The organism is Microbacterium suwonense, from assembly GCF_030296555.1.
GTDB lineage: Bacteria > Actinomycetota > Actinomycetes > Actinomycetales > Microbacteriaceae > Microbacterium > Microbacterium suwonense.
On the sequence record NZ_AP027728.1, the window covers coordinates 969,108 to 990,264 of the forward strand.

At 68.0% G+C, this 21,157-nt stretch carries 24 protein-coding genes and 3 pseudogenes; 4 read left to right on the forward strand and 23 right to left on the reverse strand.

Features of this window, described 5'->3' with window-relative positions; translation table 11 throughout:
• Positions 1-10: 10 nt before the first annotated feature.
• The 6 genes and pseudogenes from QUE33_RS04890 to rpsB all read right to left on the reverse strand — a co-directional run bounded on the left by QUE33_RS04890 (position 11) and on the right by rpsB (position 5,109).
• Positions 11-598, reverse strand: coding sequence for a DivIVA domain-containing protein (locus QUE33_RS04890; RefSeq protein WP_286302256.1), 588 nt, complete (start codon positions 596-598; stop codon positions 11-13).
• Positions 598-1,857, reverse strand: a complete 1,260-nt coding sequence (locus QUE33_RS04895; protein WP_286302259.1) for a phosphatidate cytidylyltransferase — start codon at positions 1,855-1,857, stop codon at positions 598-600. The genes QUE33_RS04890 and QUE33_RS04895 overlap by 1 nt, the downstream gene beginning before the upstream one ends.
• Before the next feature lie 5 nt (positions 1,858-1,862).
• Positions 1,863-2,416 (reverse strand): annotated as a pseudogene (gene frr, locus QUE33_RS04900) (ribosome recycling factor).
• A gap of 73 nt (positions 2,417-2,489) precedes the next feature.
• Positions 2,490-3,206: a UMP kinase gene (gene pyrH, locus QUE33_RS04905; protein WP_286302260.1), complete on the reverse strand. Its 717-nt coding sequence runs from the start codon at positions 3,204-3,206 to the stop codon at positions 2,490-2,492.
• A 98-nt stretch (positions 3,207-3,304) separates the two neighbouring features.
• Positions 3,305-4,131 (reverse strand): annotated as a pseudogene (tsf, locus tag QUE33_RS04910) (translation elongation factor Ts).
• Positions 4,132-4,176: 45 nt separating this feature from the next.
• Positions 4,177-5,109 carry a 30S ribosomal protein S2 gene (gene rpsB, locus QUE33_RS04915; RefSeq protein WP_286302261.1) on the reverse strand — a complete coding sequence of 311 codons (933 nt, stop codon included), beginning with the start codon at positions 5,107-5,109 and terminating at the stop codon, positions 4,177-4,179.
• Between the two features lie 311 nt (positions 5,110-5,420).
• Between rpsB and QUE33_RS04920 the strand changes: the two genes are divergently transcribed.
• Entirely contained in the window at positions 5,421-6,041 is a 621-nt protein-coding gene (locus QUE33_RS04920) for a murein hydrolase activator EnvC family protein (protein WP_286302263.1), read from the forward strand.
• A gap of 45 nt (positions 6,042-6,086) precedes the next feature.
• On the opposite strand, the pseudogene QUE33_RS04925 reads toward QUE33_RS04920, so the two are convergent.
• The 10 genes and pseudogenes from QUE33_RS04925 to QUE33_RS04970 all read right to left on the reverse strand — a co-directional run bounded on the left by QUE33_RS04925 (position 6,087) and on the right by QUE33_RS04970 (position 13,119).
• A pseudogene (locus QUE33_RS04925) lies at positions 6,087-6,991 on the reverse strand (tyrosine recombinase XerC).
• Between the two features lie 67 nt (positions 6,992-7,058).
• Positions 7,059-7,277 (reverse strand): DprA-like winged helix domain-containing protein, encoded by a 219-nt coding sequence (locus QUE33_RS04930; RefSeq protein WP_286302264.1) that lies wholly within the window; start codon positions 7,275-7,277, stop codon positions 7,059-7,061.
• A complete protein-coding gene (gene dprA, locus QUE33_RS04935; protein ID WP_286302265.1) occupies positions 7,199-8,236 on the reverse strand; it encodes a DNA-processing protein DprA in 1,038 nt (345 codons plus the stop codon). The genes QUE33_RS04930 and dprA overlap by 79 nt, the downstream gene beginning before the upstream one ends.
• Positions 8,233-9,762 (reverse strand): YifB family Mg chelatase-like AAA ATPase, encoded by a 1,530-nt coding sequence (locus QUE33_RS04940; RefSeq protein ID WP_286302266.1) that lies wholly within the window; start codon positions 9,760-9,762, stop codon positions 8,233-8,235. The genes dprA and QUE33_RS04940 overlap by 4 nt, the downstream gene beginning before the upstream one ends.
• On the reverse strand, positions 9,759-10,121 hold the full coding sequence (locus QUE33_RS04945) for a YraN family protein (protein ID WP_286302268.1): 363 nt from the start codon (positions 10,119-10,121) through the stop codon (positions 9,759-9,761). Before QUE33_RS04945 ends, QUE33_RS04940 begins: the two co-directional genes overlap by 4 nt.
• A gap of 97 nt (positions 10,122-10,218) precedes the next feature.
• A complete protein-coding gene (locus tag QUE33_RS04950; RefSeq protein ID WP_286302270.1) occupies positions 10,219-10,545 on the reverse strand; it encodes a DUF2469 family protein in 327 nt (108 codons plus the stop codon).
• Positions 10,546-10,602: 57 nt separating this feature from the next.
• Positions 10,603-11,265 carry a ribonuclease HII gene (gene rnhB, locus QUE33_RS04955; RefSeq protein WP_286302272.1) on the reverse strand — a complete coding sequence of 221 codons (663 nt, stop codon included), beginning with the start codon at positions 11,263-11,265 and terminating at the stop codon, positions 10,603-10,605.
• Positions 11,262-11,993: a signal peptidase I gene (gene lepB, locus QUE33_RS04960; RefSeq protein WP_286302273.1), complete on the reverse strand. Its 732-nt coding sequence runs from the start codon at positions 11,991-11,993 to the stop codon at positions 11,262-11,264. The genes rnhB and lepB overlap by 4 nt, the downstream gene beginning before the upstream one ends.
• A gap of 122 nt (positions 11,994-12,115) precedes the next feature.
• Positions 12,116-12,460, reverse strand: coding sequence for a 50S ribosomal protein L19 (gene rplS / locus QUE33_RS04965; protein WP_286302274.1), 345 nt, complete (start codon positions 12,458-12,460; stop codon positions 12,116-12,118).
• A 170-nt stretch (positions 12,461-12,630) separates the two neighbouring features.
• Complete coding sequence (locus QUE33_RS04970) at positions 12,631-13,119, reverse strand: MFS transporter permease (RefSeq protein WP_286302275.1); 489 nt, start codon at positions 13,117-13,119, stop codon at positions 12,631-12,633.
• Positions 13,120-13,222: 103 nt separating this feature from the next.
• Here QUE33_RS04970 and map point away from each other — a divergent pair, with 103 nt between their 5' ends.
• Positions 13,223-14,005 (forward strand): type I methionyl aminopeptidase, encoded by a 783-nt coding sequence (gene map / locus QUE33_RS04975; protein ID WP_286302277.1) that lies wholly within the window; start codon positions 13,223-13,225, stop codon positions 14,003-14,005.
• A gap of 141 nt (positions 14,006-14,146) precedes the next feature.
• Here the strand turns inward: map and QUE33_RS04980 are convergent, their stop codons facing one another.
• The 6 genes from QUE33_RS04980 to rpsP all read right to left on the reverse strand — a co-directional run bounded on the left by QUE33_RS04980 (position 14,147) and on the right by rpsP (position 16,946).
• Positions 14,147-14,350, reverse strand: coding sequence for a hypothetical protein (locus QUE33_RS04980; protein ID WP_286302279.1), 204 nt, complete (start codon positions 14,348-14,350; stop codon positions 14,147-14,149).
• The gene (locus QUE33_RS04985) at positions 14,319-14,885 is read right to left on the reverse strand and encodes a class I SAM-dependent methyltransferase (RefSeq protein WP_286302280.1); all 567 of its coding nucleotides are present in this window, start codon (positions 14,883-14,885) and stop codon (positions 14,319-14,321) included. Before QUE33_RS04985 ends, QUE33_RS04980 begins: the two co-directional genes overlap by 32 nt.
• 129 nt (positions 14,886-15,014) lie before the next feature.
• A complete protein-coding gene (trmD, locus tag QUE33_RS04990; protein WP_286302281.1) occupies positions 15,015-15,701 on the reverse strand; it encodes a tRNA (guanosine(37)-N1)-methyltransferase TrmD in 687 nt (228 codons plus the stop codon).
• Between the two features lie 16 nt (positions 15,702-15,717).
• Positions 15,718-16,284, reverse strand: coding sequence for a ribosome maturation factor RimM (gene rimM, locus QUE33_RS04995; RefSeq protein WP_378760849.1), 567 nt, complete (start codon positions 16,282-16,284; stop codon positions 15,718-15,720).
• Positions 16,281-16,511: an RNA-binding protein gene (locus tag QUE33_RS05000; protein ID WP_286302283.1), complete on the reverse strand. Its 231-nt coding sequence runs from the start codon at positions 16,509-16,511 to the stop codon at positions 16,281-16,283. The genes rimM and QUE33_RS05000 overlap by 4 nt, the downstream gene beginning before the upstream one ends.
• A 6-nt stretch (positions 16,512-16,517) precedes the next feature.
• Complete coding sequence (gene rpsP, locus QUE33_RS05005) at positions 16,518-16,946, reverse strand: 30S ribosomal protein S16 (RefSeq protein WP_286302284.1); 429 nt, start codon at positions 16,944-16,946, stop codon at positions 16,518-16,520.
• A 267-nt stretch (positions 16,947-17,213) separates the two neighbouring features.
• Between rpsP and QUE33_RS05010 the strand changes: the two genes are divergently transcribed.
• A complete protein-coding gene (locus QUE33_RS05010; RefSeq protein WP_434019624.1) occupies positions 17,214-18,305 on the forward strand; it encodes a glutamate--cysteine ligase in 1,092 nt (363 codons plus the stop codon).
• 49 nt (positions 18,306-18,354) lie between these two features.
• Here the strand turns inward: QUE33_RS05010 and QUE33_RS05015 are convergent, their stop codons facing one another.
• Entirely contained in the window at positions 18,355-19,326 is a 972-nt protein-coding gene (locus tag QUE33_RS05015; protein ID WP_286302287.1) for a sugar-binding transcriptional regulator, read from the reverse strand.
• A 116-nt stretch (positions 19,327-19,442) separates the two neighbouring features.
• Between QUE33_RS05015 and QUE33_RS05020 the strand changes: the two genes are divergently transcribed.
• On the forward strand, positions 19,443-21,155 hold the full coding sequence (locus QUE33_RS05020) for a glycerol-3-phosphate dehydrogenase/oxidase (protein WP_286302288.1): 1,713 nt from the start codon (positions 19,443-19,445) through the stop codon (positions 21,153-21,155).
• The last annotated feature ends 2 nt before the right edge of the window (positions 21,156-21,157 follow it).

Below are 21,157 nucleotides of genomic sequence, written 5' to 3' on the forward strand. Positions count from 1 at the left end.
AGCACCACGCTCACCGCACCGCGAGCAGCACATCGACGGTGGCATCCAGCAGGGCATCCACCTGCTCCTCACGGTAGCCACCGCGCTGCATCCGGAAGGCGGCACCCCGCACCTGCTCCACGGTGAGCGCGTCACCGTCGCGCAGGAAGGCCGAGATCCGATCCGCGACCACGTCGACCTCGTCGACGCGATAGCCGAAGGTCAGGCGGCTCGTCCGAGCGAAGCGGCGGCGCGGCGGTCGAGTGAGATGGTCGAGGATCAGCTGTGCATCCCGCCTGGCCTCCGCGACCCACGCATCCACGCCCACTGCTCGCACAGCACGCTCTCGCGCCCTGGCGGCGAAGGCGTCTTCCACCCGTCCGAGCGCCGCGTCGACCTCGGCGATCACATATCCGCGCTTGACCAGCGGGAACGATGCACTGCGTACGTCGTCGGCGCCGAAGTCGTCACGCTCGTCCTCGAAAGCGCCGCGTGCCGCCTCCAGGAAGGTGTCGACGGCAGCGCGGTGATAGCCGCGCTGGCGACCGGAGGTCAACGGGAACGCCGGCGGGGCGGGCGCGTCCTCATCGTCGAACACAGACAGATCCGCCTCAGCCATCAGACCACCATCCACGGAACGAGCAGGAACGAGAGAGCGAGAGCGGGCACGGTCGACGGAAGAATGCTGTCCAACCGATCCAGCAGGCCGCCGTGACCCGGGAGCCAGGAGCTCATGTCCTTGATGCCCAGGTCGCGCTTGAGCATCGACTCGCCGAGGTCGCCGAGTGTGGCGGAGATCAGGATCACCGCTCCCAGGATCAGCCCACCCCACCACTGAAGGTGCAGCAGGAAGATCGAGAGAGCCACTGCCACGATCAGCGAGCCGAGCACAGCGCCGGCGAAGCCCTCCCAGGTCTTCTTGGGGCTGATCCGCGGAGCCATCGGGTGTTTGCCGAAGGCGAGACCCGCCGCGTACGCACAGGTGTCGGCGGCCACGGCGATCGCCACGAAGGACAACACCCACCACTGCCCGTTCTCGCGGAACAGCAGCATGATCGCCACGGAGGTGAGGAACGGGACGTAGATCTGCACGAAGGCTCCCACGAACACGTCGGAGAGCACGTCGCCATAGGTGCGACCGTCCTTGACCATCATCTGTGCGACCATTCGCCACACGGCGATGAACGAGACGGCAACGATCAGAGCCACCCAGCTGATCCAGAACTCGCCCGATGCGCCGGCCAGCAGCACCCCGGCCGCGCCGATCATCTGCGGCAGGACGTCTACTCGGCGTCCGCCGCCGCGCAGTGCGCGTGAGAGCTCGTAGGTGCCCAGAAGGCCGGCTGCGAGGGCGATCGGCACGAACAGCCATTTGATGAACAGCAGCGATGCGATCAGCGCGGCGCCGAAGGCGACGCCGATGACGATCGCGAGGAGGAGATCCCGGCCGGTGCGCTGCTTGATGCGCTCGTTCGCCTGATCGAAGTGATCGCGCGCCTGTGACACGTGCGACTCGATCTCGTCGCGTCGACTGCGCCAGTGCTCGCGGATGGCACGGTGCTCCCCTGTGGAGAGCGCGTCGGTCGCAGGCGCCTCTCGTGCGGGTACCGCGGATGCCGGTTCCCGCGATGCAGATGCGACCGGTGCCGGCGGCTCCGGACGGGGTGGCACCAGGGACTCATCGAAGTCGGGGAACGAGGTGTCCGAGAGCGCGACGGCCCGCGGTCCGTCCGGTCCGACGCGGCGGACGCCGCGCACCGGGGTCTCGTCGTCGTCGGTATGGGGTGTCGTGGCACCGGCATCCGTCGTCGACGCATCCCCGTCCGGCAGCTCGGCTGCCGTGCGGGGACGATCCTCGGAGTCGTTGTCGCCGGACATGCAGCTCAGACCTCGAGGAGCTCTGCCTCTTTGCGCTTGAGCGCGTCATCGATCGCCTCGACGTGCTGACGGGTGAGAGCGTCCAGCTCCTTCTCACCGCGGGAGACCTCGTCTTCGCCGATCTCGGCCTTCAGCGCGTCGAGCTCGTCCTTCGCCTTGCGGCGGATGCCGCGCACGTGCACTTTGGCGTCCTCCCCTTCGAGCGCACCAGCTTGACGTACTCCTTGCGACGCTCCTGAGTCAGCTCGGGCATCGTCACGCGGACGATGTTGCCGTCATTGGTGGGATTCGCGCCCAGATTCGGCATGTCGCGGATCGCCTGCTCGATCGCTCGCAGAGCCGACTTGTCGTACGGGGTAACGATCAGGGAGCGCGCCTCGGGGTTGGCCAGCGAGGCCAGCTGTGCCAGCGGTGTGGGCGACCCGTAGTAATCCACCATGATCTTCTGGAACAGCTGCGGATTGGCGCGCCCGGTGCGGACCGTGGCGAAGTCCTCCTTGGCGGCTTCGACCGCACGCGTCATGCGCGCGGTGGTTTCGGCGAGGACATCCGCGATCACGGGGGCTCCTTACGTCAGGGGTTTCGTACGATTCTATCCGGCGAGCCGGGGCACACCGGGAGTGGCGGGGCGATCAGGCCGTGACGAGCGTGCCGATCGGCTCTCCCAGCAGCGCCCTGGTCACGTTCCCGGCCGGCTCCATGCCGAAGACGCGCATGTCCATGGCATTGTCCATGCACAGGCTGAATGCGGTGGAGTCGACCACCTTCAGGCCGCGCTGCAGGGCGTCGCGGTAGGTGACCTGTTCGATGCGCTCGGCGCTGGCGTCCTTGTGCGGGTCGGCGGTGTAGATCGCGTCCACGCCGTTCTTCGCCACCAGAACCTCCTGTGCGCCGATCTCCAGCGCCCGCTGCGCCGCGACAGTGTCCGTGGAGAAGTACGGCAGCCCGGCGCCCGCGCCGAAGATGACGACGCGCCCCTTCTCCATGTGACGCTCGGCGCGCAGGGGGATGTAGGGTTCGGCGACCTGTGTCATCGAGATTGCCGACTGCACACGTGTGGCCGCACCGGCCTGCTCGAGGAAGTCCTGCAGCGCGAGGGCGTTCATCACCGTGCCGAGCATGCCCATGTAGTCGGCTCGGCCGCGGTCCATTCCGCGCTGGCTCAGCTCGGCGCCGCGGAAGAAGTTGCCTCCGCCCACCACTACGGCGATCTCCACCCGATCAACGGCTGCCGCGATGTCACGCGCGATCTGGCTGACGACATCGGGGTTGACACCCAGCTGCCCTCCGCCGAATGCCTCGCCGGAGAGCTTGAGAAGAACGCGACGGCGTCCTGTGCGTTCGGTCATGGGTGGTGTCCTCTCGTCCGGTTTCAAGATAGTGCCTCAGACCGCTCCGGGCACACAGAAGGGGTTCGGATCGTGTGGATCCGAACCCCTTCGAGGTGTTATGCGCCGACCTTGAAGCGTGCGAAGTCGGTGATGGTGATACCGGCATCCTTCGCGACCTGGCTCACGGACAGCTTGTTGTCCTTCGCGTAGTCCTGCTCCAGAAGAGCGACCTGCTTGAAGAAGGCGGTCACACGACCCTCGACGATCTTCGGCAGAGCGGCCTCGGGCTTGCCCTCGTTGCGCGAGATCTCGGTGACGATCTCACGCTCCTTCTCCACGTCGGCTGCGGGAACGTCCTCACGGCTCAGGTAGGACGGGTTCGCGAACGAGATGTGCTGCGCGATACTCCGTGCGGTCTCCGCGTCGTCACCGGTGTAGGCGACGACGACGCCGATCTGAGGAGGCAGATCCTTGCTGGTGCGGTGCAGGTACACCGAAAGCGCGTCGCCCTTCAGCGTGCGCGCCCGGCGCAGCTCGACCTTCTCGCCGATGATCGCGGCCTCATCCGAGATGAGCTGCTCGACCGTCTGGTCGCCCGCCGGGGCGGCCAGAGCTGCCTCGAGGAGTCCGCGGCCACTGCTGCGACGGCATCCGCCACCTTGTCCGCGAGGGTGATGAAGCGGTCGTTCTTCGCGACGAAGTCGGTCTCGCAGGCGAGCTCGATCAGCGTGACGGCGTCGGCGGTCTCCCGCGCGGCGACCAGACCCTCGCTGGTGGAGCGGTCGGCGCGCTTCGCGTTGCCCTTGGCACCCTTCAGGCGCAGGATCTCGGTGGCCTTCTCGACGTCTCCGTCTGCCTCCTCGAGCGCCTTCTTGGTGTCGACCATTCCCGTTCCGAGCTGCTCGCGCAGCGCCTTGATGTCGGCGATGGTGAAGTTGGCCATGTGTGGTGGCTCCTTGCTTCGTGTCTGTGCGTGTGTGCGGTGTGCTTACTTGGCGTCTGCGTCGGCAGCGGCCTCGACCGGCGCCTCATCGGCGGCCGGCTCGGCAGTCTCTGCCTCGGCGGCAGGAGCCTCAGCGGCCTCGGCCGCGGGGGTCTCGACCGCAGCGGCCTCAGCGGCGGGCGCGTCGGCAGCGGGAGCCTCGGTGGCGGGAGCCTCGGCAGCGGCGTCGCCCTGGAGCAGTTCCTGCTCCCACTCGGCCAGCGGCTCAGCCTCGCCCGACTCGGGGTTGTGCTTCTGCTGCAGCCCCTCGGCGGCAGCATCCGCGATGATGCGGGTCAGCAGCGACACAGAGCGGATCGCGTCGTCGTTGCCGGGGATCGGGTACTGGAAGTCGTCCGGGTCGGCGTTGGTGTCGAGGATGCCGATCACCGGGATGCCGAGCTTCTTCGCCTCGTCGATGGCGAGGTGCTCACGCTTGGCGTCGACGACCCACAGCGCGGACGGAGTCTTCGAGAGGTTGCGGATGCCGCCGAGCGACTTGTGCAGCTTGTCGAGCTCACGCTTCTTGAGCAGCAGCTCCTTCTTCGTGAACCCCGAGACCGAGGGGGTCTCGTAGTCGAGCTCCTCGAGCTCCTTCATCCGCGCCAGGCGCTTGGCGATGGTGGAGAAGTTGGTGAGCAGACCGCCGAGCCAGCGCTGGTTCACGTACGGCTGGCCGACGCGGGCAGCCTGCTCGGCGAGCACCTCCTGCGCCTGCTTCTTGGTGCCGACGAAGAGGATCGTGCCGCCGCGGGCGACAGTCTCCTTGACGAAGTCGTACGCCTTGTCGATGTACGACAGCGACTGCTGCAGGTCGATGATGTGGATACCGCTGCGCTCGGTGAGGATGAAGCGCTTCACCTTCGGGTTCCACCGACGGGTCTGGTGTCCGAAGTGCACGCCGCTGTCGAGCAGCTGGCGGATGGTGACCACAGCCATGGTCGTCTCCTGGTTCTGACGCTCTCGCGTCGTTGAGGTTGATTCGCCGATCTGCTGATCGGCTGTCCTGGTGCCCGACGCACACCCGCCCTGCACGAGGGACCTGTGGATGTGGATGCCGCGACAGTGGTCGCTGTGGGCACGCGTAGTCATCCCGAGTTCGGGATGCTCCTCCAGCATACAGGATGCCGGGCGCGGCGACGGGCGCGATGAGCGCGCTTCTCCCTGCACATTCGCAGAGAAAGCGCAGTTGTCCACCGTCCCCGTGAAGGGCGCCCCCGCCCGGCACCGGGGGATGCGATGCTCAGGAGATGATGCAGATCGGAGGGCGGAACCGCGGTGCGCGGCGAGAGCACGAGACCTCGCACGCGATCGCATCCCGACGGCGTCCTCGTCTCGTCACCGCGCTGTGTCTGCTCGCGATCGCGCCCGGGCTCAGCGGTGCGAGCGCCGCAGCCACGACCCCACCCCGTTACGACGCCGCCATCATCGACCGGTCCGCAGACGACGTGCCGGGCTACCCGTGGCGATGGCCGGTACACGGCAGGCATGACGTGGTCGCGCCGTTCCGAGCCTCGGCACACGACTATGCGGCGGGGCATCGCGGAATGGACATCGCGGTGCAGTCGGATGCCGAGGTGCACTCCCCCGCCGCCGGTGTCGTCGCTTTCCGCGGCACGGTGGTCGATCGGCCGCTGATCACCATCGATCACGGCGGTGGGTATGTCACCACGCTGGAACCGGTGGTGTCGGAACGAGATCCCGGTGACGTCATCGCCGCCGGCGACGTGGTCGGCACGGCAGCAGCAGGAGGACATGCCGTGCGCGGCACGCTGCATGTGGGCGTGCGGGTCGAGGGACGGTACGTGAACCCGCGCGGACTGTTCGGAGCAGTACCGCGGGCGGTGCTGCTGCCGTGCTGCTCGCAATGAGAGTCTGCCATCGCGAACGATTCGGTGCGCCCGCGCCTCGAGTCGTCAGGCCCGAGGGTGCGCGATCCGGTAGGTGGCGGTGAGCCGCTCGGCCGAGACGTGCGTGTAGATCTGCGTGGTGCCCAGACTCGCGTGGCCGAGGATCTCCTGCACCGCCCGCAGGTCGGCCCCGCCGTCGAGCAGGTGCGTCGCGGCGGAGTGGCGCAGTGCATGCGGGCCGACATGCTCGGCGCCCACGATGGGGCCGAGCACGCGCGCGACGAGGGCATACACGGTGCGCGGTCCGATGCGCGCGCCACGGGCGCCGAGGAACAGTGCGGGCCCGGCTGCACCGTCGTTTCGGGTGCGCAGCGCGGGCCGCCCGCGAGTGAGGAAGCCCGCAAGCGCAGCAGCCGCGGGGACGCCGAAGGGCACCACTCGCTCTTTGGCGCCCTTGCCGAGCACGCGGACGGTGCGCCGGTTCAGATCGACATCGTCGACGTCGATGCCGCACAGTTCGGAGACCCGGATGCCGGCTGCGTAGAGGAGCTCGAGGATGGCATGATCGCGCAATGCGATAGGATCGCCTCCCTCCGCGGCGATCCGCTGCTCCTCGAGCAGATTCTGCACGCCCTCGGCGGAGGCCACGACGGGCAGCGTCTTCCTCGCCTCGGAGTGACCAAGCGCAGACTGGGGTCGGCATCGACCCTGCCGGTGTCATGCGCCCAACCGAAGAACGATCGCACAGCGGCGGCACGACGGGCGAGAGTGGCTCGCGCGTCGCCCCGCTGCGTCGCCTGCCAGAGCCAGTCGCGCAGGGCCTCCAAGTCGATCTCACCGAGATCGATGTCGTGGACGGCGCGCTGCAGGTCGGCCAGATCCGACCGGTATGCGCGCACGGTCGACGGCGAGAGCCGGCGCACCTGAGCCAGATGCGTCACGAACTCGTCCACAGCATCCGAGTACCTCACCCTTCCAGAATGCCGGGTGCGGCCAGCGCGAGCCGGCTCCCGCGCCGCAGCACCCTGCGGATGCCGCTCAGGCGATCCTGCGCCATCCGTCGGAGGTCTGACCGACGACGCCCTCCAGCGCCAACAGCCCGAGCAGGCTCTGCACCCTGCCGACCGCGAGCCCCGACCTCCGGGCGAGCTCGTTCGCATCACGAGGGGTGCGTGAGCTCAGTGCGTCCCGCAGCCGGATCCGCTCGGGGTTCTCCGCCGTCGACGACGACTGCTCCCCCGGCGCAGAGTCCCCCACAACTCGCGCACCTCCTGAGCCGAGGTCACGCAGATGGCGTCGTATTCGCGCAGCAGCCGATGGCAACCGGCCGATGCGCCGGAGGAGACCGGCCCCGGCACCGCCCCGATCGGCCGCCCGAGCGCCGCCGCATGGCCGGCCGTGTTGAGCGATCCGCTGCGCCACCCGGCCTCGACCACCACGGTCGCCAGCCCGACAGCGGAAATCAGTCTGTTCCGCTGCAGAAATCTCCATTTGGTGGGTGCGCTTCCGCAGGGCACCTCGCTGAGCAGCACTCCGCTGGCGCGAATCCGGTCGAACAGCTGCTGGTGGCCCATCGGATACGCGCGATCGATGCCACCGGCGAGAAAGGCGACCGTGTTCCCTCCGACGCCCAGCGCCGCTCTGTGGGCTGCGCCATCGATGCCGTATGCGCCTCCAGAGACGACCACCGTCCCCGACGCCGCCAGGTCTCCGGCAAGGTCGGCGGCCACGGATTCCCCGTACGGAGTGGCCGCTCGCGCACCCACGATCGACACTGCGGGGACGTCGGCGAGCACCTGCGGGTCACCCCGGGTCCAGAGCACCAGCGGCGCATGCACGCCCAGATCGTCCAGCCCGGACGGCCAGCTCTCATCGCCCGGGAGCAGCAGCCCTCCTCCCACCTCATGACAGGACTGCATCGCATCCAACACCGCTTGCGTACGCGCGCGCGGCTGCCAGCGCGCACGAGCCTCGGCGAAGGCGAGGGGATCCACCACTCCCGGAGTGAGCAGCTCCTCCTCGCAGAACGCCTGCTCCAGAGCGGTCGGCGCCCCATGCGCGGCGATGAGCGCGCCGGCCACACCGTCGCCTGGCTCGACGAGCACCGACCAGGCGGCGCGCGCTATCACCTCGGCAGGATCGGCATCGGGTCTCAGTCGCTGCGCTGCGGCGGGCAGCCGGTGATCGTTCAGCAGCTGATTTCTCTTGGCGCTCATGCCAGCAGTCCCTTCTTCAAGAACAGCGCCCTGCCCAGTTCATCGAGCCCGGGTGAGGACGCTCCGGTCAGATCGGCCAGCGTCCATGCGATGCGCAATACCCGGTCATAAGCGCGCAGTGTGACCTGACCGCGTTCCAGCGCGCGATCCAGCGGAGCGCGGACGGCAGCGGGCAGGCGCAGGGCGCCCGTCCGGAGCCGCTCCCCTGGTACCTCTCCATTGACTCGCCACGGGGAGCCGCGCCATCGTTCGGCCGCTGATGCGCGGGCAGCGACCACGCGCTCCCTGGCGACCGCCGACGTCACCGCCGATCGCTCCCCCGAGGTCGCCCGCGAGGCGGCCACCCGCGCGACCTGCAGATCGATGTCGATGCGGTCGCGCAGCGGCCCAGACAGTCGCGAAGCGTAGCGTCGGATCGCGATCGGCGGACACGTGCACTCCGCCCCGCGGACCCCGTAGTTGCCGCACGGACAGGGGTTCATAGCGAGAACCAGCTGGAACCGCGCGGGATAGCTCGCTGTGAAACCGGCCCGGTGCACCTCGATGCGTCCCGATTCCAGCGGCTGGCGCAGCGCATCGAGAGCGACGCGCTGGAACTCGGGAGTCTCGTCCAGCAGCAGCACACCGCGGTGGGCACGGACGATCGCACCGGGGCGCGCCACTCGCGTACCACCGCCGACCAGCGCCGCGGGCGAAGCGCTGTGGTGAGGAGCGACGAAGGGCACCACAGGATCGAGCCGCGTGACCGGCTCCCCGGCGAGTGATCGGATGGCCGCGACCTCGAGCGCCTCGTCGCTCGGCAGCAATGGCAGAATGCCCGGGAGCCGCCGAGCCAGCATGGTCTTGCCTGCGCCCGGAGGCCCGCTGAGCATGAGGTGATGCCCACCGGCTGCCGCGACGATCAGCGCGTCGACGGCTTCGTCCTGCCCGATGACATCGGCCAGATCCAGGTTCTCGGCATCCGCCTGCTCCTGCCCTGCCAACTCGACGGGCTCGACCAGGGGCACGTCGACCTCGGCACCGTGCAGCGCCGCAACCTCGGCGAGCGACGCCGCCGCGTGGATGTCGATGTCGGGCACCAGCGCTGCTTCCGCCGCGTTCGCGTGCGGCACGATGACCCGCCGGAACCCTGCACGGGCCGCCGCGTACACAGCGGGGAGCACGCCCGGCACCGGGCGCAGTCTTCCGTCCAGGCCCAGCTCGCCCACGTGCACGGTCGAGCGGATAGCCTCAGCCGGAAGCACACCACCGGCCGCCGCGGTCGCGATTGCGATGCCGAGGTCGAATCCCGATCCGTGCTTGGGCAGACTCGCCGGGGACAGGTTCACGGTGAGCCGGCGCCGCGGTACGACGAGCCCGGTGTTGCTGCACGCGTTCCACACCCGCTGCACTGCCTCGCCGAGTGCCTTGTCGGGCAGCCCGATGATCTTGAACTCCGGCGTCTGCGTGGAGAAGTCCGCCTCGACCTCCACCAGGTGGCCGTCCACGCCGGTGAGTGCGACCGCCCAGGTCCGCGCGGTGCTCATAGCAGATCCACCAGGTGCTCGAGGCGGGCGGTCTCGGCATCCGCTCCGATCAGCCCGACAGCCTCCAGCCGGATCGCGCATCGTCGCGCCGTGTCGGGGTGCGCGGCAGCCCAGGCGTACGCGAGCCGCCAGAGCCGTCGCCGCTTGCGCTCGTCTATCGCCTCGAACGGATGCCCGTACCGATCGGATCTGCGCGTCTTGACCTCCACGACGCACAGCTGGTCGTCGCACATCGCGACGATGTCGATCTCACCCTGATCGCAACGCCAGTTGCGATCGAGGATGACGTATCCCTGAGCCCGGAGGTGTCTTGCGGCGCGCTCTTCACCTGCGCGCCCCAACTCGTCTTTCGCTGCCATGACGACAGCTTGACGGTGTACACCGACCCTCCAGCACCGGAATCCCGGCCGCTGTGCACAACCCGCTCAGATCAGCGCATTGTGGAAAGCAGTGCGTTCACTTGCCGTCCAGGGACAGTTCGTCGGGCAGCTCGAACTCCCGCCGCTGCAGCTCCTCGACGTTGACGTCCTTGAAGGTCAGCACCCGCACGCTCTTCACAAACCGGTCGGCACGGTAGATGTCCCACACCCAGACGTCCTTCATGGAGATCTCGAAGTAGAAGTCGTTCTCGGTGTCGCGGCGCACCACGTTCACCTCGTTCGCGAGATAGAAGCGACGCTCGGTCTCCACGACGTACTGGAACTGCGCGACGACATCGCGGTACTCGCGGAACAGCGCGAGCTCGAGTTCGCGGTCGTAATCGTCGAAGGCATCCTCATCCATGATGACTCCATCCTAGGAGAGCGCGCCCCGGTGTGAGCGCAGTCGGCGTCGGGCCGCTCAGAACAGGGTGGGTGCGTCGGCGATCGACCAGGATGCCCGGTGCAGCGGCGACAGTCCCTGCTCGCGGATCGCGCGCCGGTGCTCGGCGCTGGCGTAGCCCTTGTTGCGATCCCACTGGTAGGCCGGATGCTGCGGGTGCAGCTCGGCCATCAGTCCGTCCCGTGCGACCTTCGCGATCACGGATGCCGCTGACACCGACGCGCAGTCGCGGTCTCCCTTGATCACGGTCCGCACCACGAGCGGGTCGGGATGCACCCGGGAGAGGTAGTCGTGATTGCCGTCCAGGATGACCACTGCTCGATCCAGGGCCGCACCCTGGTCGACGACGGCCTGCACCGCGCGGGAGGCAGCCAGTCCGAGAGCGCACATGATCCCGCTCGCATCCACCTCGGCAGCGCTGGCCCAGCCGACGGCGGATGCCGGCACCCAGCCCGCCGCGCGCGCGGCCATCTCCGGCCGACGGCGCTCGGTGATGAGCTTGGAGTCGCGCAGCCCGTCGGGCACGCGCCTGCGCGAGCACGTGGCGTCGATCACGGCCGCACCGACGGCGACCGGACCGGCCAGCGCCCCGCGCCCGACCTCATCGAGCGCGATGATCACGTCGAACTCCTGCTTCAGCAGGCTGCGCTCCAGGCGGAGCGTCGGCGCGACCACACTCACTTCGGCTCCGGCACCGACGTGAACACCTCGTCGTGGGTGTCTATCAAACCGACGCGGTTCAGCGGCCACGTGGTCAGGAACGCACGACCCACCACGTTCTCGAGCGGGACGAATCCCCCGCCGGGGAGCCCCTGATGCGCGCGGGAATCCTGCGAGCGGTCGCGGTTGTCGCCCATCACCCAGATCGAGTTCGCCGGAACGGTCACGTCGAAGTCCATATCGGATGCCGAGGTGTCGCCGTCAGGCAGATTCAGGTAGGAGAGCTCGTCGATCGGCGATCCGTTTATGGTGATCTGATCGAGCGCGTTGCAGCACACGACGTGATCGCCAGGCAGGCCGATGAGCCGCTTGACGAGGTGATCCTGGGCATCCGATGTCGAAAGTCCAACGAAGGTGAGCACCCAGTCCGCGGCTTCGACGATGAACGGGCGAGGCGCGCGCTGCGGTGCCGGCGGCAGCCATCCGCCAGGGTCCTGGAACACGATCACGTCCCCGTGGTCGTAGCCCGTCCACAATGGAGTCAGCTCGTCGACGAGGATGCGATCGTTGATCAGCAGGGTGCGCTCCATCGAACCGGAGGGGATGTAGAACGAGCGCACGACGAAGGTCTTCACCACGAACGAGACCAGAGCGGCGATGAGGATGATCACCAGCACATCCCGCAGGAAGACCAGTACGCCCCGCCGCCGAGGGGTGCGCTCCGCGGACTCGGCGGCGTCGGATGTCATGTGCTCTCTCTTCTACGATCGCGTCGCACGATGGCGGCATCTACAAGGTTCGCACATCGACGCTCAGACGACAGAACCCCGGGACGCAGTGTCCCGGGGTTCCGTCGAAATGCGCTGGCTGATCAGCCGCGCTTCTCCTTGATCTTGGCCTTCTTGCCACGGAGGTTGCGCAGGTAGTACAGCTTGGCACGGCGAACGTCGCCGCGGGTGACGACCTCGATGCGCTCGATCACCGGCGAGTGCACCGGGAAGGTGCGCTCCACGCCCACCTGGAAGCTGATCTTGCGAACGGTGAAAGTCTCACGCACACCATCGCCCTGACGGCCGAGGACCACGCCCTGGAACACCTGGACGCGCGAACGCGATCCCTCGGTGATGTTGACGTGCACCTTGACGGTGTCACCGGGGTTGAAGACAGGAATGTCGGAACGGAGCGATGCCGCGTCAACGGCGTCGAGGATCTGCATGATCGTCTCTCTCTGCACTCGCCACAGGTCGGGTGCATGATTCAAAGGAATAAGAACGGGTGCGTGCCGAGCGGCGCAGAATGCGTCCGCGGGTTCCCCTGAGGCAGAACCGGTTCACGGCACAAACATCTATTCTGCCATGAACCCGACCCGCTTCAAAACCAGTCGGATCACCGCCGAGTCCGGCGCTCCTCGATGATGACCACGTCGGGTTCGCGAGACGGCTCGCGGCGATCGGCCCGCGATGACGCGGACCAGCTCACCGTCTCGCGCACGCGCAGACCGGTGCCGCGTGCCTCGTTCCACAGCTGCCACAGCTGCAGCCAGAACAGTGCGACTGCGGTGACGATCGCTCCCGTCAGCAACCATCCGAAACCGCCGTCCAGAAACAGGCCGACCGCGATGGTCAGGGCATGCCAGACCGCGAAGCCCGCGACATCCCACCAGGACAGCGCACGTTCAGCGCGCACGGAAGGACGCGAGCGGGTGAGCAGGGTGAGCACGAGCTGACCGCCGAAGACCGCCGGCATCGCCATCAGCAGCACCCACAGCAGACTCCAGGCGCTCTGCCCGAAGATCGCCCAGCCGACGAACAGCCACAGCGGCAGCAGGAAGGCCGCCGGCAGGAGCCAGCGGAAGAACGCCTGACGCAACCACATGCTCCGATGTTACGTGCGCCCCCTTCTCGGACGACGGGTGTTCGCTGTGAGCTTGTCCAGCACGGCATCGGAGAGAATGGATGCTGACGAGAGGATCTTCCCCATGATCGAACTGCGCACACCCGCTGAGATCGACGAGATGCGAGCCGCCGGCCGCTTCGTCGCAGAGACACTGGCGACGCTGCGCGCAGAGACGAAGGTCGGCACGAATCTGCTCTCGATCGACCGCCACGCACACGATCTGATCCGCAAGGCCGGCGCCGAGTCCTGCTACATCGACTACGCGCCGTCGTTCGGGAACGGGCCGTTCGGAAAGGTCATCTGCACGTCGGTCAACGATGCCGTGCTGCACGGCCTTCCGCACGACTACGTGCTGCGCGACGGCGATCTCGTCTCTCTCGATTTCGCCGTCTCCGTCGACGGCTGGGTAGCGGACTCCGCAGTGTCCTTCGTCGTGGGGGCGCCGCGTGACGAGGACCTGCGCCTGATCGACACCACCGAGCGCGCACTGGATGCCGCGATCGCATCGGCTGTGGTCGGCAACCGGGTCGGAGACATCTCGGCATCCATCGCCGCCGTCGCACACGGTGCGGGATATTCGATCAACACCGACTTCGGCGGCCACGGCGTGGGCCGCATCATGCACGGCGACCCCCATATCCCCAATGACGGCCGCGCTGGTCGCGGATTCCCGCTGCGCGAGGGGCTCGTGTTCGCCCTCGAGCCGTGGCTGCTCGCCACCACCGACGAGCTGCGGACGGATGCCGACGGCTGGACGCTGCGCAGCGCAGACGGCTCGCGTGGCTCGCACTCCGAGCACACCGTGGCAGTGACCGCCGATGGCCCGATCATCCTCACCGACCGGAGCTTCCTCGGCGTCGACTGACGCCCGCCCACCCGACACGCCCGTGCTCTTCGTACCCTGCGCGACCGCTCGGGTGACTCATCTGGTCCCCTCCCCGACACGGATGCGGCGATTCGGGTCACACGAGGGAGATCATCGGGGCCGGAGGACGATCAGCGAGGGTCAGGACGCGCGGTAGACGTAGACATCGGTGATCTGCGGCAGCTCGAACTCGTCGCGACCCGCCGTCTCGGGGTCGGTGTCGAGGATGCGTTCGATCTCGGCTACCATGCGCGTGCGCTCGCGATCGGATGCGGCGAGGAACGAGCTGACGGTCAGCCAGCGCGCGATGTAGTCAGCCCGTCCGATCCGCTCGCGCCAGGGCACCTGCACGAACCGGGGCGGCTCGAACCCGGTCAGGTGCTCGGTGCTCTCCGCTGATGCGGTCAGTCCGTTCTCCAGCGCGGGGTGCGCGACGCGCGTGCAGGCGCGGTCCCAGGTACAGGCGGCATCGGAATGGTTCCACAGCAGTCCGAGGGTGCCCCCCCCGAGCGAGAACCCGCCGGATCTCGGCACAGGCCGGCTCGCGGTCGAACCAGTGGAAGGCCTGCGCGGCGGTGACGACGTCAACGGAGCCGTCGGCGGCGGGAATCGATTCGGCCGTGCCGAGGTGCACCTCGACATCGGGGAGCTTGGTGCGCAGCACGGCGAGCATCGGCTCGGACGGCTCGACCGCGATCACGTGCTCGGCGCGGTCGAGCAGAAGCTCGGTGAACTTGCCCGTTCCTGCGCCCAGATCAAGCGCGGTGCGCACAGGTGTCGGAATGACAGCATCCGCCGCCGCATCCGGGAACCCGGGACGGAAGCGTTCATAGTCCTCCCCCGCATCGAGGAACGACTTCGCCAGCATCCGATCAGCCATGCTTCAACACTATCGGCGCCACCGCGCGCCTCCCCTCCGCCGAAACCCCTCCCCAGCGTCCAGACCCCTCACCACAGACGTAATTCTGAGGGGGTTTCGACAACCAGGAGGGGTTTCGGCGAGCCGGGGTCAGGCCAGCAGATCGGGGCGCCGGGCGCGGGTGCGCTTCAGCTGCTGCTCGTGGCGCCAATCCGCGATCGCGCCGTGGTTTCCGCTGAGCAGAATCGGCGGCACCGCGCGATCGCGCCACACCGACGGCTTCGTGTACGAGGGGTACTCGAGCAGGCCGTCCTCGTGGGATTCCTCGACCAGGCTCTCAGGGTTGCCCACGACGCCGGGGATGAGCCGGCCGATCGCTTCGGTCATGGCCATGACGGCGACCTCCCCGCCGTTGAGCACATAGTCGCCCAGGCTGATCAGGCGCACTTCCCCCAGCGAGGCGGCGTACTCGAAGACGCGTTCGTCGATGCCCTCGTAGCGGCCGCAGCCGAAGATCAGGTGCTCGCGGGTTGCGAGCTCCCGGGCTGTCGCCTGGGTGAAGACCTCTCCTGCGGGCGAGGGGAAGATGATGGTCGGCTGCCCTTCCGACGACACGGCGAGCTGATCGAGCGCGTCACCCCAGGGCTCCGGCTTCATGACCATGCCCGCGCCGCCGCCGTACGGGGTGTCATCGACGGTGCGGTGCCTGTCGTGCGTCCACTCGCGCAGATCGTGCACCTTCAGGTCGAGGAGGCCGGTCTCGCGAGCCCTGCCCAGCAGGGAGAGCGTCAGTCCGTCGAAGTACGACGGGAAGATCGAGACGACGTCGATTCGCATATGCGGATGCCAGACGTCACTCAGACGGATCGCCCGCGGCATCCGACGCCGGCGGATCCTCGAAAAGGCCGTTCGGCGGGGTGACGATGATCCGGCCTCCGGCGATATCGACGGTCGGGACGATCGCCGCGACGAACGGGACCATGACCTCTGCGGTGTCCGTCTTGACGATCAGCAGATCCTGTGCGGGCAGATGCTCGACGCGCAGCACGCGTCCGACCACGACGTCGTCGCGGATCACGTCGAGGCCGACGAGCTGGTGCGCGTACCAGGCGTCATCCTCCGCCTCGTCGTCCTCATCCATCCAGAGGATCGCGCGGACCAGGGTCTCGGCGGTCGATCGGTCGTCGACGCCCTCGAGGAAGATCACGGAGTTGCCGTTCATCACGCGGTATTCGCGCACCGTGATGGTCTTGCCGTGCCACTCGGATGCCTCGGGCACTTGAAGCGTGAAGACGGCGCCGGGGACGAAACGGCGCTCGGGAGCATCCGTATAGAGCTCGAGCTTCAGCGCACCCTTGAGACCATGCGCCTTGAGCAGGCGTCCGACGCGGAGCTGGTTCCTGTCACCGGCCACAGTCAGTCGTCCGCGACATCGACGCGGACACGACGTCCGTCGGCGAGGGCGGAGATCAGCGTGCGCAGCGCCTTGGCTGTGCGGCCACCGCGCCCGATCACGCGTCCACGGTCATCCGGGTGCACGTGCACCTCGAGCAGATCGCCTCGCGGCGATGCGGATGAGACGATGCGGACATCGTCAGGATGATCGACGATCCCCTTGACGATGTGTTCGAGCGCGGCGGCGAGCACGGCGGATTACTCTGCGTCGGCGGCGGGAGCCTCAGCGGCCTCCGCGTCGGCGGCGGGAGCCTCCTCTGCGGGAGCCTCCTTCTTCTCAGCCTTGGGCTTGACGACGGACTTCTTCGAGGCGTCGATCTCGAACGGCGCCTTGGGCTCAGCGACCTGGACGGTGGACTTCGCGTCCTTGTCGCCCTTGAACTTGCCCCAGTCGCCGGTGAGCTTCAGCAGCGCGGTGACCTGCTCGGTCGGCTGCGCACCCACCGACAGCCAGTACTGCGCACGCTCGGAGTCGACCTCGATGAACGACGGCTGCTCAGTGGGGTGGTACTTGCCGATCTCCTCGATCACACGACCATCGCGCTTGGTGCGCGAGTCGGCGACGACGATGCGGTAGTACGGCGCACGGATCTTGCCGAAGCGCTTGAGACGGATCTTGACTGCCACGATTCTCCTGAATGGGTGTGGAAAGGAAGACGAACTGGTCACCTGGAGAGTGGGGTGCACAACCCGGTGGAAGCTCTGAAAGGGGGACGGGAGCTGGATAGAGGGTCGAGCAGCCGTCCGACCCTCTATTCTGCCAGATCCGGGCCCCGTGCGCGAAACCGGGCGACTCCGTGGGTGCGGCGAGTCGATCGCGCATGTCAGACTGTGCGCGTGCCGATCGAATTCGCGCCCTCAGCCCGCTCCACGGTCGGGTTGGAGTGGGAGGTCATGCTCGCCGACCCGGTGACCGGGGATCTCGTCGGCCGAGCGCCCGAACTGCTGGAGCTCCTCGAGGCGCAGAGCGCCGAGGAGCGGCACACCGTCACCGGTGAGCTGCTCACGAACACGATCGAGGTGACCAGCGGTGTGGGGGCGACCGTGGCGGACGCGGTGGACGACATCTCCGCGGCGGTGGCATCCGTCCGCCGCTCCACCGACCCAGCGGGAATCGAGCTGCTGTCGGCGGGCAGCCATCCGTTCGCGCAATGGTTCAACCAGCGTGTGACCGAGAAGACGCGCTACCGCCAGCTCATCGAGCGCACGCAGTGGTGGGGGCGGAACATGATGATCTGGGGCATCCACGTGCACGTGGGCGTCGAGGATCGCGACAAGGTGCTGCCGATCATCGGCGCGCTCTCGTCGTTCCTGCCGCATCTGCAGGCGCTGTCGGCATCCAGCCCGTTCTGGGCGGGTGAGCGCACCGGCTACGCCTCCAACCGCTCGCTGGTCTTCCAGCAGCTGCCGACCGCCGGGCTGCCCTGGCCGATCCGCACCTGGCAGGAGTTCGAGGGATACCTCGACGACATGGTCCGCTCCGGGGTGATGCACGACGTGTCCGAAGTGCGCTGGGACATCCGCCCCGCGCCTCGCTGGGGCACGATCGAGGTGCGCGCCTGCGACGGCATGTCCACCCTCACCGAGCTGGCCTCGGTGGCCGCACTGACCCAGTCGCTGGTCGAGCACTTCTCCCGGGAGCTCGACGAGGGTCGCGAGCTTCCCGGGCTGCAGCCGTGGTTCCATCGCGAGAACAAGTGGCGCACCGCGCGCTACGGGCTCGACGCCCGGGTCATCGTCGATCCGGCCGGGTCGCAGATTCCCGTGCGCGATCATCTTCTGGCGGTGCTGGAGGACCTCGCCCCCGTCGCACGCGATCTGTCGTGCTCGCGGGAACTCGAAGGCGTGCGGACGATCCTGCAGGATGGCGCCAGCTACGCTCGCCAACTGAGCGCGGCGCAGGCCGCAGACGGCGACCTGCGCGAGGTCGTGCAACATCTCATCCGCGAGTTCCGCGCCGGCCCCGAGCGCTCCACCGCGGTCTGAGCCGGGCTTGAGGAACGCGGGCTTGGGGCGATCGAGCACCGCTCCAGGCTCAATCCTCTTCGAGCAGCAACCGCGCGAGCGACTCGTCCAGGACGACATCCGTGATGATCCCCGCGGCGATCGCTGCGCGCAGCGCGCCGACCTTCGCCGCTCCGGAGACGACGCACACCCGCCGCGGCACGCGACGGAGACGATCCAGCCCAGGGCCGGTGGAGCGTGCGTTCAGACGGATGTCGCGCCAGCTGCCGTCCGCGCGGAAGAACACCGTCGCCACGTCGCCGATCGCCTCGTCCTCGCGCAGACTTCGGTAGTCGTCGCGGTTCAGGTATCCGCCGACATAGACCCGGCTGGGCACCTCGGCCTGCGGCGAGCCCAGCCCGAAGACGGCGATGTCCATCTTGGACTGGAACGACAGCACCCGGCGTGTGCTGCGCTCCCGCCACACGGCCGCGCGCGTGTCGGGATCGTCGAAGAAGGCCGGCACCGGGAACTGCTCCACCTGCGCGCCGAACGCGTGTCCGAAGCGCTGCAGGATGTCGCTGGAGTACTCCAGGCCGCTGGTCTGGACGTTGCCGGCTCCATTGAGCTGCACGATCGTCGTGCCATGTGTCTCCTTGGGCGCAAGCGATCGGCTCACCATGCCGATCGTGGAGCCCCAGGCGATGCCCACGACCATGTTCGATTCGACGAACTGCGACAGCAGCCGACCCGCGGTCAGCGCGACCCGCTCGAGGCTCTCGACATCGTTGACGATGCCTGACATCGGCACGATGTGCCCAGAGATCCGAAAGCGCGCACGCAACTGCTCCTCAAGCTCGCCGACGCGTTCGAAAGGCGAGTTGATGCGGATGTCGACCAGGCCGCTGGCGCGCGCATACGACAGCAGCCGCGACACCGACGACCGCGAGGTGCCGAGCTCGGTCGCGATGGCGTCCATGGTCATGTCCTGCAGATAGTAGAGCCTGGCCGCCGCGAGAGCGGCGGTCGTCCTGGCCTCCTGCCGGCCCGAGCTCGCGACCATCGCGCATCACCTCCGAGTCCACAATTGCACATTCGTGCACAGCGTTTGCGTGATCCGGTCAGGCGACGGATGCTGGAATCCGCAGCGGATGCACAGATCCGGACGAAGGGGACATCATGGTCGAGAAGACGCGCAGCACACGGCGAGAAGCGGAACTGGCCGCAGTGCGCGAGGCCGGCCGAACCACCGTCCTGATCGTCGGCGCCGGCATCAACGGCATCTCGCTGTTCCGCGATCTGGCGCTGCAGGGTGTGGATGCCGTCATCGTCGATCGGGGCGATTTCGCCGGCGGCGCGTCGGCGGCGTCCAGCCACATGATCCACGGCGGTATCCGCTACCTGGAGAACGGCGAGTTCCGGCTGGTGCGGGAATCCGTTCAGGAGCGCAACGGCCTGCTGCGCATCGCACCGCACTACGTCAAGCCACTGCAGACCACGATCCCGATCTACTCGACCTTCTCGGGCATCCTCTCCGCTCCCCTGCGCTTCCTCACCCATCGCAGCGGCAAACCGCAAGAGCGCGGTGCCGTGCTCATCAAGGCGGGGCTGACGATCTACGACCTGTTCTCGCGCGACGGCGGCTCCGTGCCGCGGCATCGGTTCCTCGGTCGCACATCGTCGCTGGCGGAACTCCCCCAGCTCGATTCGAAGATCAAGTACACCGCCACCTACTACGACGCCTCCATGCACGATCCGGAGCGGCTCGCACTCGACGTGCTGCAGGACGGCCGCTCGGCCAACTCCGGCTCCTTCGCACTCAACTATGTCGAGGCCGTGGGGCGCCAGGGCGAGGCTGTCGTGCTGCGCGACCGGGAGAGCGCCGAGGAGTTCGCGCTCAAAGCGGACGTCATCGTGAACACCTCCGGCCCCTGGACGGATCTGACCAATGAGTCGCTCGGCACCGACACCCGCTTCATGGGCGGCACCAAGGGATCGCACATCGTGCTGGATCATCCCGAGCTGCTGGCTGCGACGGGCGGCCGGGAGATCTTCTTCGAGCACTCCGACGGACGCATCGTGCTGATCTATCCACTCAAGGGCCGCGTGCTGGTGGGCACGACCGACATCGATGCCGACCCACGCGAGCCGGCACGCTGCACCGAGGAGGAGATCGACTACTTCTTCGCGCTCATCAACCACGTCTTCCCGACGATCCGCGTGGACCGCTCCCAGATCGTGTACCGCTTCGCCGGCATCCGTCCTCTGCCGCGGCACGAGGACACCGCCCCCGGCTTCGTCTCCCGCGACTACCGGATCGAACGCGATGACAGCGGTGCGACGCCGATGCTGAGCCTGGTCGGCGGCAAGTGGACGACGTTCCGCGCACTGGGCGAGACGCTGTCGAACCGCGTCCTCACACTGCTCGGGCGCAGGCGCTCGGTGTCCACGGTCGGCTTGCCGATCGGCGGCGGACAGGGCTTTCCTCGCACGACGCGGGCGCGGTCGGCCTGGAAACAGGCGAACCTGCCCGGTGCCGCCCCGGCGCGCGGCGATCAGCTGCTGGCGAGGTACGGCACGCGCGCGGCCGAGGTGTGGGCGCACATCGAGCAGGAAGAGGATCGCCCGCTCGCCGGCGGAGAGCTGTCGGTGCGCGAACTGGAGTGGATGGTGCAGCACGAGCTCGTCGTGCGTCTCGCCGACGTCGTGCTTCGCCGTTCCAACATCGCGTTCGTCGGAGATGTCACGGATGCGCTGCTCACGGAGCTGGCGGATGCCCTGGCTCCGCTGCTGGGATGGGATGGTGACCGCAGGGATGCCGAGGTCGAGGCGACGGTGCAGCTGTTGAATGACGCACACGGCCTGTCGCTCGCTGTTCCCGCTCGTCGCTGACG

Bases quoted from the DNA above. Each gene is read 5' to 3' on its own strand.
- QUE33_RS04890 (WP_286302256.1), bottom strand. From the start codon at position 598: ATGGCTGAGGCGGATCTGTCTGTGTTCGACGATGAGGACGCGCCCGCC.
- QUE33_RS04895 (WP_286302259.1), bottom strand. From the start codon at position 1,857: ATGTCCGGCGACAACGACTCCGAGGATCGTCCCCGCACGGCAGCCGAG.
- pyrH (WP_286302260.1), bottom strand. From the start codon at position 3,206: ATGACCGAACGCACAGGACGCCGTCGCGTTCTTCTCAAGCTCTCCGGC.
- rpsB (WP_286302261.1), bottom strand. From the start codon at position 5,109: ATGGCTGTGGTCACCATCCGCCAGCTGCTCGACAGCGGCGTGCACTTC.
- QUE33_RS04920 (WP_286302263.1), top strand. From the start codon at position 5,421: ATGATGCAGATCGGAGGGCGGAACCGCGGTGCGCGGCGAGAGCACGAG.
- dprA (WP_286302265.1), bottom strand. From the start codon at position 8,236: ATGAGCGCCAAGAGAAATCAGCTGCTGAACGATCACCGGCTGCCCGCC.
- QUE33_RS04940 (WP_286302266.1), bottom strand. From the start codon at position 9,762: ATGAGCACCGCGCGGACCTGGGCGGTCGCACTCACCGGCGTGGACGGC.
- QUE33_RS04945 (WP_286302268.1), bottom strand. From the start codon at position 10,121: ATGGCAGCGAAAGACGAGTTGGGGCGCGCAGGTGAAGAGCGCGCCGCA.
- QUE33_RS04950 (WP_286302270.1), bottom strand. From the start codon at position 10,545: ATGGATGAGGATGCCTTCGACGATTACGACCGCGAACTCGAGCTCGCG.
- lepB (WP_286302273.1), bottom strand. From the start codon at position 11,993: ATGACATCCGACGCCGCCGAGTCCGCGGAGCGCACCCCTCGGCGGCGG.
- rplS (WP_286302274.1), bottom strand. From the start codon at position 12,460: ATGCAGATCCTCGACGCCGTTGACGCGGCATCGCTCCGTTCCGACATT.
- QUE33_RS04970 (WP_286302275.1), bottom strand. From the start codon at position 13,119: ATGTGGTTGCGTCAGGCGTTCTTCCGCTGGCTCCTGCCGGCGGCCTTC.
- map (WP_286302277.1), top strand. From the start codon at position 13,223: ATGATCGAACTGCGCACACCCGCTGAGATCGACGAGATGCGAGCCGCC.
- QUE33_RS04985 (WP_286302280.1), bottom strand. From the start codon at position 14,885: ATGGCTGATCGGATGCTGGCGAAGTCGTTCCTCGATGCGGGGGAGGAC.
- trmD (WP_286302281.1), bottom strand. From the start codon at position 15,701: ATGCGAATCGACGTCGTCTCGATCTTCCCGTCGTACTTCGACGGACTG.
- QUE33_RS05010 (WP_434019624.1), top strand. From the start codon at position 17,214: ATGCTCGCCGACCCGGTGACCGGGGATCTCGTCGGCCGAGCGCCCGAA.
- QUE33_RS05015 (WP_286302287.1), bottom strand. From the start codon at position 19,326: ATGGTCGCGAGCTCGGGCCGGCAGGAGGCCAGGACGACCGCCGCTCTC.
- QUE33_RS05020 (WP_286302288.1), top strand. From the start codon at position 19,443: ATGGTCGAGAAGACGCGCAGCACACGGCGAGAAGCGGAACTGGCCGCA.